Annotated in this window: 10 protein-coding genes; 9 read left to right on the forward strand and 1 reads right to left on the reverse strand. The window is 71.3% G+C overall.

The features are described from left to right. Positions 1-65 precede the first annotated feature (65 nt). Together ACFV9J_RS29620 and ACFV9J_RS29625 are read left to right on the forward strand one after the other, a co-directional pair. Complete coding sequence (locus ACFV9J_RS29620) at positions 66-830, forward strand: aspartate/glutamate racemase family protein (protein ID WP_385359060.1); 765 nt, start codon at positions 66-68, stop codon at positions 828-830. Positions 831-872: 42 nt separating this feature from the next. Continuing rightward, positions 873-2,546: a PucR family transcriptional regulator gene (locus ACFV9J_RS29625; protein WP_385359062.1), complete on the forward strand. Its 1,674-nt coding sequence runs from the start codon at positions 873-875 to the stop codon at positions 2,544-2,546. Between the two features lie 15 nt (positions 2,547-2,561). Here the strand turns inward: ACFV9J_RS29625 and ACFV9J_RS29630 are convergent, their stop codons facing one another. Beyond that, a complete protein-coding gene (locus tag ACFV9J_RS29630) occupies positions 2,562-3,149 on the reverse strand; it encodes an isochorismatase family protein (protein ID WP_385359065.1) in 588 nt (195 codons plus the stop codon). A gap of 171 nt (positions 3,150-3,320) precedes the next feature. Between ACFV9J_RS29630 and ACFV9J_RS29635 the strand changes: the two genes are divergently transcribed. The 7 genes from ACFV9J_RS29635 to ACFV9J_RS29665 all read left to right on the forward strand — a co-directional run bounded on the left by ACFV9J_RS29635 (position 3,321) and on the right by ACFV9J_RS29665 (position 11,839). Beyond that, a complete protein-coding gene (locus ACFV9J_RS29635) occupies positions 3,321-4,646 on the forward strand; it encodes a serine hydrolase (RefSeq protein WP_385359067.1) in 1,326 nt (441 codons plus the stop codon). Positions 4,647-4,671: 25 nt separating this feature from the next. Continuing rightward, positions 4,672-5,592, forward strand: a complete 921-nt coding sequence (locus tag ACFV9J_RS29640) for a serine hydrolase (RefSeq protein WP_385359068.1) — start codon at positions 4,672-4,674, stop codon at positions 5,590-5,592. Between the two features lie 9 nt (positions 5,593-5,601). Next, positions 5,602-6,510: a serine hydrolase gene (locus ACFV9J_RS29645; RefSeq protein WP_385359070.1), complete on the forward strand. Its 909-nt coding sequence runs from the start codon at positions 5,602-5,604 to the stop codon at positions 6,508-6,510. A 229-nt stretch (positions 6,511-6,739) separates the two neighbouring features. Continuing rightward, positions 6,740-8,323, forward strand: a complete 1,584-nt coding sequence (locus tag ACFV9J_RS29650; protein WP_385359072.1) for an ABC transporter substrate-binding protein — start codon at positions 6,740-6,742, stop codon at positions 8,321-8,323. 5 nt (positions 8,324-8,328) lie between these two features. Continuing rightward, the gene (locus ACFV9J_RS29655) at positions 8,329-9,336 is read left to right on the forward strand and encodes an ABC transporter permease (protein WP_385359075.1); all 1,008 of its coding nucleotides are present in this window, start codon (positions 8,329-8,331) and stop codon (positions 9,334-9,336) included. After that, complete coding sequence (locus ACFV9J_RS29660) at positions 9,336-11,150, forward strand: dipeptide/oligopeptide/nickel ABC transporter permease/ATP-binding protein (RefSeq protein ID WP_385359078.1); 1,815 nt, start codon at positions 9,336-9,338, stop codon at positions 11,148-11,150. The genes ACFV9J_RS29655 and ACFV9J_RS29660 overlap by 1 nt, the downstream gene beginning before the upstream one ends. Continuing rightward, a complete protein-coding gene (locus ACFV9J_RS29665) occupies positions 11,147-11,839 on the forward strand; it encodes an ABC transporter ATP-binding protein (protein ID WP_385359080.1) in 693 nt (230 codons plus the stop codon). Before ACFV9J_RS29660 ends, ACFV9J_RS29665 begins: the two co-directional genes overlap by 4 nt. Positions 11,840-11,895 lie beyond the last annotated feature (56 nt).

Raw genomic sequence — 11,895 nt, forward strand, 5'->3', positions numbered from 1 at the left:
CCGCTGCTCAAGCGGTTGGCTGCCGCTGGGTGCGCCAGTGCCGTGACGTGCGGGACGGTCGCGCGATGAGGTGGCCCCGTCCCGCTCTCGGCATCCTCGGGGGGATGGGGCCGCTGGCCACGGCCGACTTCTACCGTCGGCTGATCGAGCGCACCCCGGCAGTCACCGACCAGGGACATCTGCCGGTCCTCATGTGGGCCGATCCCGCCGTCCCTGACCGGACCGCGGCGCTGCTGGGCGAGGGCCCCTCGCCGGTGCCGGCGCTGGTGGAGGGAGCCCGCTGGCTGAAGCAGGCCGGGGCCCGGTACCTCGCCGTCCCGTGCAATACCGCGCACGCCTATGTCGAGCAGCTGTCCAAGGCCGCGGGAGTCGAGGTGCTGGACATGGTGAAGGCGGCGCTGGCGGCGGCGACGGAAACGGCACCGGGCGCGAAGAGGGTCGGAATTCTCGCGACGCGGGGGACGCGTCTGGCGGGTCTGTACGAGCGTGCCGGCGCCCGGCTCGGCCTCGATGTGATCCAGGTTCCCGCCCGTGTGCAGCGGGAGTACGTGGACGCCGCGATCCGCGCGGTCAAGGGCGGCGCGGACCTGGCCGCAGCGGAGCAGTGGATCGCGTCGGCCACCGAGACCCTCAAGGGGCAGGGGGCTCAGGTGGCCATCGCGGCGTGCACGGAGATCCCGCTGGTCAGTGGCGCCGCTGCGCGCGTGCTGCCGCTGGTGGACTCAACTGATGCCCTGGTCGATGCCGTTGTGTCCCGGCTGTGGACACCCGATGAGTTGGTTCCGGGAAACGGAACGCCTGGCGTATCCTCGTCCGCACGCACGAAGTAGCGGGGCCTCGGACGGTCCTAACCTGCGGAGATGATCAGGCACATGTCGACGCACCCCGCCAGAAGCCTCAGCCGGGTGCTGGAGGATCTCGGCTCCACTCTCCTGGACCTGCTTCACGGCGACGCCGAGGCGACCGGCGAGATCGGCGGTGTCGGCATCCATGATCCGCACGACGAGCAGCACTACCCGCCGCGCGCGATCGTGCTGGGCGTCGGTGTGCACGGAGCCGGGCAGATCGCCGAGCTCCTGGGCAGTCTCCAGGTCCATGACGCCGCGGCTCTGGTGGTGCGGGGCCCGGTCGACGACGCGGACGAGCTGGAAGAGGTGGTGGGCGAGACCGGCGTGGCCCTGCTGGCGCTGACGCGGGGGGCGTCGTGGGCCCAGCTGGCGGCGATGCTGCGCACCCTGCTTGCCGAAGGGGACGTGGGCGAAGCCGAGGAAGCGACGCTGGGCGGGGTTCCATCGGGTGACCTGTTCGCCCTGGCGAACGCGATCGCCACGCTGCTGGACGCACCCGTCACCATCGAGGACCGCCGCTCCAAGATCCTGGCCTTCTCCGGTCGGCAGGACGAGGCGGACGCCCCCCGCGTGGCAAGCATCCTGGCCCGGCAGGTGCCCGAGCGCTATCTGCGCCTCCACGAGGAGCACGGCGTCTTCAAGGAGTTGTATCGCAGCGAGGGCCTGGTGCACGTCCCCGCGCCGACCCTCGGTGACGAGATGGCTCTGCCGCGGGTTGCGGTAGCGGTGCGGGCGGGTGACGAATTCCTGGGCTCGGTGTGGGCGGCGCTGCGCAACCCGCTGACCCCCGAGCGGGAGAAGGCGTTTCTGGACGCCGCCAAGCTCGTCGCTCTTCACATGTTGCGCTTCCGGGCGGGCACCGACGCGGAGAACCGGCTGCGTGCTGAGCTCGTCACGACGGTGCTGGAGGGCGGAGCGGGGGCAGTCGAGGCGCTCGGCCGGCTGGGGCTGGTCGACGAACCCATCCTCGTGATGGCCATGGGGCTGGCAGCCGAACCGGGCGAGGACCACGCCCAGGTCACCGCGGAACGTCAGCGCCTGGCCGGGGCCCTGGCCGTGCACCTGAGTGCCGTGCAGCCGCGTTCCGCCGTGGCCCTGCTGGGCGACGTGGCGTACGCGCTGTTCCCGGTGACGGCGGATACGGCTCCCGCGCGGGAGCGCGCTGTGCAGGTCGCGTCGAACTTCCTTGAGCGCACCGGTGACCGTGCGGGCGCCGTCATCGGTATCGGCTCGGTGGCCCAGGAACCGGCGACGCTGCCGCGCTCGCGGGCGAACGCCGACCGGGCGCTGCGCGTGCTGTTCAGCGGCCAGACATCCCAGCGCGTCGCCGCGATCGCCGATGTGTACGTCGACGCCCTCCTGCTGGAGATGCGGGACATCGCGGTCGCCAACCGCGACGAGCTCTCCGGCCCGCTCGCCCGGCTGGCCGCCTACGACGCCAAGCACAACGCCCACCTCGTCGAGACACTCCGGGCCTGGCTGGATGCCTTCGGAGACGTGATCACCGCCTCCGCCAGCGTGTTCGTCCACCCCAACACCTTCCGCTACCGCATCCGCCGGGTGGCCGAGGTGGGGCGGATCGACCTGCAGGACCCGTCCGCCCGGTTCGCCGCGATGCTCCAGCTGCGCCTGATGGGCACGCGTAACGGCGGTGGGGTCCGCACCGAGAGCACGGACCCCACCGCGGCAGGCGACTGACCCCCGCCGACGGCTTTAGAGGCGTACGCCCGGCGGGACCGTGAGGTCCGCATGGGTGTCGTGGAAGGTGTCCGCGGCCTCGATGGTGCGCACCCAGTCGTAGAACAGCTCCTTGGCGGACAGCGTCTCGATGCCCCGGCCGGCCAGGCGCCGCAGCCCTCGCTCGTGGGCCTGGCCCGGCGAGTACGCGGCGTCGTCCACGACCGCCACGCGCTTGCCCGCGTGGTGGAGCTGGATCGCCGAGTGGGCGACGCAGATGTCCGTCTCGATGCCCACCAGGATCATGGTGGTGCGGCCGGTGGCTTCGATCGCTGCGGCGATGTCGGGGTTGTCCCACACGGCGAAGGCGTTCTTCGGCAGTGTGACTGCCTTGGCCGGCAGCGCGTCGCGGATTTCCGGAACGGTGTGGCCGCTGCTGTGGGGGTCTTCCTCGGTCACCACGACCGGGATGTCCAGGCGGTCGGCCACCGACGTGATCCACACGATGCGCTGCACCATCTCGTGGAACCGCTGCCGGTCCACGTCCAGGCGCCGCGGCGGGTAGAAGTCGCTCTGCACATCGATGATCACCAGCGCGGAGTCGTCACGGTCGATCAGCGGCATCTTCATCTCCTCTGCACTCCAGGTCGACGCCACCCTAGAAACAACACCGTCCCCCGGAGTCGTCCGCATGTCCAAGCCGCCACCTGCTGGTTCGTCGCCTGGTACCAACCGTCCGGGGTGCCTCGCGCTTACGCTGCGGGCCAAGTTCATCGACTGCTGCGGAGGGTGTGCGTGAAGGCCGACATGGAGCACTGGGCGAGCCGTCTCGCGGCGCTGGCCGCCGAGTCGCAGGTGCCGGGCGCGAGCCTGGCGTTCTTCTGCGGAGGCGAGGTGTACGAGTGCGCCACCGGTGTCCTCAACACCGTCACCGGAGCGCCGGTGCGCACCGACTCGCTGTTCCAGATCGGCTCGATCACGAAGGTCTGGACGGCGACGCAGATCATGCTGCTGGCCGAGCAGGGCCGCATCACCCTGGACACGCCCGTCGTCGACGTGCTGCCCGACTTCCGGGTGCGGGAGGCCGAGGCGACGGCCGCCATCACGCTGCGCCATCTGCTCACCCACACCTCTGGCATCGACGGCGACCTGTTCCTGGACACGGGCCGCGGCGACGACTGCCTGGCCCGGTACGCCGAGGCATGTACGGACCTGGAGCAGACCTTCCCGGTCGGGGACTCCCACTCGTACTGCAACTCCGGCTTCGTCATCGCCGGCCGGGTGATCGAACAGCTCACCGGCACGGTCTGGGACCAGGCGCTACGCGAGCAGATCTGCGCCCCTCTGCACCTGACGCATACCTGGACGCTGCCGGAGGAGGTGCTGCGGTTCTCGGCCGCCGTCGGCCACAGCGAGGACGGCGCCGTGGCGCCGGCGTGGGGGCTACCGCGGTCCGTCGGCCCGGCGGGGCTCATCTGCGCCCGGGCCGCCGACGTGGTCGCCTTCGGCCGCGCCCACCTCACCCCCGGCGCCCTGCTCGCCGACCCGGAAGCGATGCGCCGGCCCCAGGTCGACCTGCCCAACCCCTACGCCGGCGGGCGGCAGTGGGGCATCGGCTGGAGCCTGGACGAGTGGGACGGTCACCAGGTGGTCTCCCACACCGGGGACACCATCGGCCAGCACGCCGCCCTGTGGGTCCTCCCGGACCTGGGGACGGTCATCGCCGTGCTGGTCAACGGCGGGCACAGCGTCGAGTTCCAGCACCGCCTGGTCAGTGAACTCCTCCATGAGCTGCACGACGTGCGGGTGCCTGATCCGCTCGCGCCGCCCGCCAAGCCTGTGGAGGTGGATGTCGCTGGGTTCACCGGTGTCTATGAGCGTGCGGGCAGCAGGATCCGCGTGGCCTGCCATGAAGGCGGACTGCGTCTGAGCACACAGCCCACGGGCATGCTGGTGGGGCTCGCGCAGCCGCGGACCCTGGACCTCACGGCGGTCGACGCCAACACCTTCGTCGGCCGCTGCGACACCGACTCGATGTGGGACGCCGTGGTCTTCGAGAACCGCCCCGACGGTCGTTCCTATCTGCACTACAGCGGACGCGCCACCCCCAAGGCCGGCTGAACGCGCCACGATCGGAGCCCTCTTCATGACACCGTCCACCACCACCGACGCACCGGCCGCCGTCCTGCGGGCGATCTTCGACGAGGCCCGAGTTGACGGCTTCGTCCACGCCCGCGACATCGACACCGGCCGCGAGGCCGCCTTCCGGGCCGACGACCCCGTGATCGTCGCGTCCCTCCGCAAGATCCCGATCGCGCTCGCCTACGCCCGCCAGGCGGCTGCCGGGCAGATGGACCGGGCCGCCCGGCACACGATCACCTCCGCCAACCGTGAAGGCGGAGGCATCGGCACCGACAGCTGCCTGCACGACGTCACGATGAGCACACGTGACCTGGCGTTCTTCATGCTCTCCATGAGCGACAACGCGGCCACCGACAAGCTCATGGAGATACTCGGCGTCGACCACGTCCGTGCCCTCGCCGCCGAGCTGGGGTGCCCGCGGATGCCGGTCGGTCGCTACCGCGACCTGTGGGATCCGGTCTGGGAAGAACTCGGTATCGACGCGGACGGGGACATCGATGCCCAGCTGGAGACGGTCAGCGAGGAGCGGATCCGGGGCCTGGCGATGCTCGACCCCACTCGTTCCGGCTCCAGCACGCCGCGCGAGATCACCTCGCTGCTCACCGCGATCTGGCGCGATGAGGCCGGCCCAGCCGAGGGCTGCGCCGAGGTTCGTGACCTCATGAGCCGGCAGCTGTCGACGCACCGCCTGATCGCCGGCTTCGACAGCGAGGTCAGGGTCGCGGCGAAGAACGGCTCCCTGTGGGGGGTCCTCAACGAGGCCGGGGTTGTCGAGTATCCCGACGGCGGTCGCTACGCCGTAGCGGTCTTCCTGCGCACCCCCGCCCTCGGCGGCCGCAACCCCGCCGCAGACGCCGCGATCGGACGCGCGGCTCGGGCCGCCGTTGACCACCTGCGCCCCGCCCGGCCCGACACCACCCTGTGAGGAGACCACATGTCCATCGCCGCGCACACCACCGGCACTGATCAGGTGCACACGGCGCTCTCGTCGACCTTCGCGCACGCCGGGGTCGAGGGCTTCGTCCACGTCCGTGACATCGACACCGGCGCCGAGTTCGGTCACCGAGCCGACTCCCGGGTCGTGCTGGCCTCCGTCTTCAAGATCCCCATCGTGCTGGAGTACGCCCGCCAGACGGCCGCCGGGCAGCTGGACGCGGCCGGACGGCACACGGTGACAGCCGCCTACCGGGTCGGCGGCAGCGGCACCGACGGATGTCTGTTCGACGTCGAGATGAGCGCCCGCGACCTGGCCTTCATGATGATGACGATCAGCGACAACGCCGCGACCGATCTGCTCCTGGACGTCGTCGGACTGGACCGGGTCCGCGCAACCCTTGCGGAGCTCGGGTTCGCGGGCTTTGGCGTGTCCTCCTGCCGCGCGCTGGACGACGACATCCGCCGGGAGCTGGGCCTCGACCCCGAGGGTTGTCTCGACGACCAGCTGGGCGGCATCCCCGCTCAGCGGCTGCTGACCCTCGGTGTCTGCGACCCCGACCGCAGCCCGTCGAGCACGCCGCGCGAGGCGACCGCACTGCTGGCCGCCATCTGGCGCGACGAGGCAGGCCCCGCCCAGGCGTGTGCCGAGGTCCGGGACATCATGAGCCGGCAGGTCTGGCAGCACCGCCTGGTCTCCGGGTTCCCCGAGGGCGGCGTGAGCATCGCCGGCAAGACAGGCACGGACTTCGCCATCCGCAACGAGGTGGGCGTCGTCGCGTACCCGGACGGAAAGCGGTACGCCGTGGGTGTGTTCCTGCGGACCTCGTCCCCGGCCGACCGACAGCCGCTCGCGGACCGCGCGATCGGCCAGGCCGCCCGGGCCGTCATCGACCACCTGCGATCCTGAACCCCCCTGATGCCCGGCACCCTTGCCTGCCCCGGACCGCACTCGCGGTCCGGGGCAGTTGCGTCTGCGGGCCGGGCGGGTGTGCCCGCGGGCCGGCGGCACATCACCGCGGCCCCGGCTTGGGGCCGGGGTCCGAAGTCGGCCCGTGGACTTTGTCGTCCGGTCTGAATCATTTCCGGCCACGACTCGCGAATGTGGGGCCACCTTTCCGCCCCAAGGGAGCCCCCTTATGAACAGAGCCCGTGCGGTTGCCGCCTGTCTCGCGGCGTCGCTGCTGGCGGCCGGCTGCGGCGGTGCCAGCGGCCAGGCCGGGTCGGCCGGTGGCGACGCCTTCAGCTTCGCGATCAAGAGCGACCCCGGTCTGCTCGATCCGGCCCAGGTGCAGAACACCAACACCTACACCGCGCTCTCGCTGGCCTACGACACCCTGGTCAACATCGGACCCGACGGACGCATCGTCTCCGGACTGGCCGAGAAGTGGGACGTGAAGCCGTCCTCGGTCACCTTCACCCTGCGCCAGAACGCCACGTGCGCGGACGGCAGCCCAGTGACCGCGAGCACGATCGCCGCCAACGTCGCCCACATCACCGATCCGGCCACCAAGTCTCCCGCCTACGGCGTCGTTGTCCCCCAGGGCATGACGGCGAAGGCAAACGACGCGGCCGGCACGGTGACGCTGTCGACGCCGGATCCGTTCGCGTTCATCCTGCAGAGCACCCGCTACCTGTTCATCGTCTGTGGCGCCGGGCTGGAGGACCGCTCCCTGCTGCAGAGCGGCACGTCGGGATCGGGCCCCTTCCAGCTCACCTCGGCCCGCCCGAATCAGAGCTACACCTTCACCCGGCGCACCGACTACGCATGGGGCCCCGGCGGGGCCACGACCTCAGACCCCGCCATGCCGGACTCGGTCGTCCTCAGGGTCGTCGGCAGCGAGGCGACCACGGCGAATCTGCTGCTCTCCCACCAGCTGAACGCCGCGCAGTTCGCCGGCCCGGACCGCGCCCGGGTGACCAACGTCCCCGGCATCACGACCACGGTGCAGCCCAACGGCACACAGGAGTTCTTCTTCCACCAGGGCAAGGGGCATCCCGGCCACGACCCTGCCGTCCGCAAAGCCCTGCTGCAGGCCGTCGACCTGGACGCTCTCGGGGCGATCGCCACCGGCGGCACCGGGCAGCGCCCCACCGGCCTGGTAATGCAGCCGCGCCCCTGCCCCGGCGACACCGTCACCGGGCACCTGCCCGCCTTCGACCCGCAGGCCGCCGAGGCGGCCCTGGTAGCGGCGGGGTGGCACCGCTCCGGTGACGGCGTCCGCCGCAAAGACGGCAAGAAGCTCACGATCCGGATGATCTACGCGACCTCCGCCGGCGAGACGATGGCGGCCGCGGCCGAGTACCTGGCCGACGCCTGGAAGAAGGCCGGTGTCGACGTGCGGCTGCGGGCCCTGTCGGATGCTGCCTACGGCGAGGTGGAAACGGTCACCCAGGACTGGGACGTGGACTGGGCGCCACTCGGCGTGACCCTGCCCACCCAGCTGCTCGGCGCGCTGTCGGGCCCCTTCACTCCCGACGGCGGCAACTTCGCCCACCTCACCAACACCGAGTACGAGAATCTCACCGCACAGGCGAGCAAGCTCCCGGGCACGTCGGGCTGTGCCAAGTGGAAGCGGTCGGAGAGCGCGCTGCTGGAGAGCGGCGATCTCATCCCCGTGGTCGACAAGACCCTCACCACCGCCGCGCACAACGCCACGTTCCGCATCACGGCGGGGCTGTTCGACCCGACGTCGATCCGGATGACGGGAGCCGAGAAGTGACCACCGTGTCCGAAGCACCCCCGCAGGCTCACGCCCGGCCGCGGCGCGTCCGCAGGCTCACTCCCCGGTTCTTCGCCCACCAGCTGCTCCGGCTGGCCGTCTCCTTCGCGGTGCTCGTCGTGGCGTCGTTCGCAATGATCCACCTGATCCCCGGCGACCCGCTGCGCCAGATGCTCGGCCCCACGGCTCCCAAGGAGCTCGTCGACGCCCGCCGCACGGAGCTCGGCCTGGACGATCCCCTGCCGGCCCAGTTCGTCCACTACGTCCAGCAGATATTCAGCGGCGATCTGGGAACGTCGTTCTTCTCCTCCCAGCCGGTGAGCGACATCATCGCCCAGGGCCTGCCCAACACCCTCGCTCTGGGCATGCTGGCCACAGGCGTCGCCCTCGCCGTGGCGATCCCGCTGGGCATGTGGGCCGCCGTCCGCACCCACAAAGGACGACGACGCGGCGCGGAGACGGCCTTCAGCGCTCTCACCAGCACCGCCGTCGCCATCCCCGAATACCTCTACGGCCTCGCGCTGCTGCTCACCTTCGCGCTCGGCCTGGGTCTGCTCCCGCCGGCCGGCCTGACCGGCCCGGCCTCCTACATCCTGCCCGTCACGGCCCTGTCGATCGCCCCGGCGGCGATGATCGCCCGCCTGGCCCGGGTGGAGACCTTGCGCGAACTCGACACCGACTACATGCGCCTGGCGCACGCCAAGCGACTGCCCGCGTGGCGGCTGTACGCGGTGCATCTGCTGCCCAACACCCTTACCGCGACCCTGACCATGGGCGGTCTGCTGCTCGCCGGACTGATCACCGGCAGCGTCCTGGTGGAGAACGTGTTCGCCTGGCCTGGGCTGGGCCAGCGGACGGTCGAGGCCATCACGCAGAAGGACTACCCCGTGGCGCAGGCCATGATCCTGGTCTACGGCGCGCTCGTCCTGGTCATCAACTTCCTCGTCGACATCGTCCTCGGATGTCTCGACCCGAAGTCCTCCCTGTCCGACTCGACCCGACAGGAGGGCTGATGCGCCGCCTGCTGAGAAACCCCGTCGGCCTGCTCGGCGCCACCCTGGTCGCCGTCATGATCCTCCTCGCACTCATCGCCCCGCCGATCTGGGGGGACGCCGCCACCCGGATCGACCCCGGCCAGATCAGCCAGGGGGCATCGGGGGCGCACCCGCTGGGCACCGACGCCCTCGGGCGTGACCTGCTCGCCCGCACCCTGGTCGCGACCCGGCTCACCCTGGGTCTCGCGTTCCTCGCGACGTTGATCGGTACCGTGTGCGGAGTCCTGCTCGGCGCGCTGCCCTCGCTCATGCCGCGCAGGGCCGGGCGCGTGGTCATCGCCGCGGTCGACATCCTGGTCGCCTTCCCCGCCCTGCTGCTGGCGATGTTCACCGCTGTCGTCACCGGCCTGGGAGCCCGCGGCGCCGTGCTGGGCATCGGGGTGGCGCTCGCTCCGACGTTCGCCCGGCTCACCCACACCCTGACCGCGTCCATCGCGGGCGCCGACTACATCGCCGCCGCCCGCATGCTGCAAGTGCCCCGCCGCCGCATCCTGACCCGGCACATCCTGCCCAACATCGCCGAACCCCTCATCCTCAACACCGCCCAGGCGATGGGCGCGGCCCTGCTCGGCCTGTCCGCCATGTCCTTCCTCGGCATGGGCGTCCAGGCACCGTCCTACGACTGGGGAAGGCTGCTGAACGAAGCCTTCGGCCACGTCTACATCACCCCGTCCGTCGTGGTCGCGCCCGCCACCGCGGTCGCCCTCGCCGGCCTCGGCTTCATGCTCCTGGGCGACACCTTCGCCAAGGCCGCCGGCTCCAGCACACCGGCGGGCAAGCCCGTCACCCCAGTGCTGGCCCCGGCGCAGGACATTCCTGTGCCGGGTGCGGTCCTCGAGGTCCGCGACCTGACCGTCTCGTTCCCCGGCGGCGTCACCCCTGTGCGCCAGATGTCGCTGACCGTACGGGAGGGGGAGATCGTCGGCCTGGTCGGTGAGTCGGGCAGCGGCAAGAGCATGACGGCCGCCGCGATCGGACGGATCGTGCCCTACCCGGGCCTGGTCGCCAGCGCCCGCACCCGACTGTGCGGTACGGATCTGGACGGTCTGAAGGACGCTGAGCGGCGCAAGTTGCTCGGATCGTCGCTGGCCATGGTCTTCCAGGACCCCACGTCCTCCCTCAACCCCGCGCTGCGCGTCGGCGGCCAGCTGGCCGAAGTGGCCACGCTGCACGACGGCGCCACCCGCGCCGAGGCGCGCGCCCGCGCCGTCGAGCGCCTTGACCGCGTCTGGATCAAGCAGCCCGCTCAGGTCGTCGGGCAGTACCCGCACGAGCTGTCCGGCGGCATGCGCCAGCGCGCCGTCATCGCGATGGGCCTGATGGGCACCCCACGCCTGATCATCGCCGACGAGCCGACCACCGCCCTCGATGTCACCGTCCAGCGCGAAGTGGTCAAGGTGCTGCGCGAGGTCGTCGACGACACCCGCGCCGGCGCCCTGTTCATCTCCCACGACATCGCCGTCGTCAGCGAACTGTGCGACCGGGTCGCCGTGATGTACGCGGGCCGCATCGTCGAGGAACTTCCCGCCGACGCCCTCCACGCCGCCCGCCACCCCTACACCCGCGCGCTGATCGGCTCGCTCCCGGACATGGACACCGACCGCTCCCGTCCGCTCACCACCATCCCGGGCCGCCAGCCCGCCCCCGGCGACGTCCCTGACGGCTGCGCCTTCGCCGACCGGTGCGCGCTGGCCACACAGCGGTGCTCGACCCGCCCCGAACTCGTCGCCGCCGCCGACAGACATGCGGTGGCCTGCTGGGAGGCTCAGTGAACATCAGCAATGTGACCGTGCGGTTCGGCTCCTTCACCGCCGTCAACAGCGTCAGCCTGGAAGTACCCGCAGGCTGTGTCACCGGCCTGGTCGGAGAGTCCGGCTCGGGCAAGTCCACCCTCGCCCGCGCCGTCGCCGGCCTCACCCCCTACCAGGGCACGATCTCCGGCGGCGAACGCGGGCGCGTCCAGATGGTCTTCCAGGACCCCTACTCCTCGCTCAATCCGCGCATGAGCATCGGGGACGCCATCGCCGAGGGCACCCGCGTACCGCGCGCCCAGCGGCCGACGGAAGTCGCGCAGCTGCTGGAACTCGTCTCCCTCCCCTCTTCCTACGCCGGCAAGTACCCTCGCGAACTCTCCGGCGGCCAGCGCCAACGCGTCGCCATCGCCCGGGCCCTGGCCGCCCACCCGGACGTGCTCATCGCCGACGAGATCACCTCCGCCCTGGACGTCTCCGTCCAAGGCTCCGTGCTCAACCTCATCCGCGACCTGCGCACCGAACTCGGCCTGACCATGCTGTTCATCTCACACAACCTCGCCGTCGTGCGGTACGTGTGCGACGCCGTCGCCGTCATGCGCCACGGCCGGCTCCTGGAGTCCGGTCCGGTCGAGGACGTGATCACCGCCCCCCGGCACGAGTACACCCGCACCCTGCTGGACGCGATTCCGCGCCTGGCCCACGCCTGACCCCGCCCCGGCCCGGCGGCCCACTCTCCAGACGGCCTCCGGCCTCACCCTCCACC

It is taken from the genome of Streptomyces sp. NPDC059906, from assembly GCF_042730645.1.
In the GTDB taxonomy this organism is placed as follows: domain Bacteria; phylum Actinomycetota; class Actinomycetes; order Streptomycetales; family Streptomycetaceae; genus Streptomyces; species Streptomyces rubrogriseus.

Excerpts from the sequence above, each read along its gene's own strand:
- ACFV9J_RS29620 (WP_385359060.1), top strand. The coding sequence starts at position 66 with ATGAGGTGGCCCCGTCCCGCTCTCGGCATCCTCGGGGGGATGGGGCCG.
- ACFV9J_RS29625 (WP_385359062.1), top strand. The coding sequence starts at position 873 with ATGTCGACGCACCCCGCCAGAAGCCTCAGCCGGGTGCTGGAGGATCTC.
- ACFV9J_RS29630 (WP_385359065.1), bottom strand. The coding sequence starts at position 3,149 with ATGCCGCTGATCGACCGTGACGACTCCGCGCTGGTGATCATCGATGTG.
- ACFV9J_RS29640 (WP_385359068.1), top strand. The coding sequence starts at position 4,672 with ATGACACCGTCCACCACCACCGACGCACCGGCCGCCGTCCTGCGGGCG.
- ACFV9J_RS29645 (WP_385359070.1), top strand. The coding sequence starts at position 5,602 with ATGTCCATCGCCGCGCACACCACCGGCACTGATCAGGTGCACACGGCG.
- ACFV9J_RS29650 (WP_385359072.1), top strand. The coding sequence starts at position 6,740 with ATGAACAGAGCCCGTGCGGTTGCCGCCTGTCTCGCGGCGTCGCTGCTG.
- ACFV9J_RS29660 (WP_385359078.1), top strand. The coding sequence starts at position 9,336 with ATGCGCCGCCTGCTGAGAAACCCCGTCGGCCTGCTCGGCGCCACCCTG.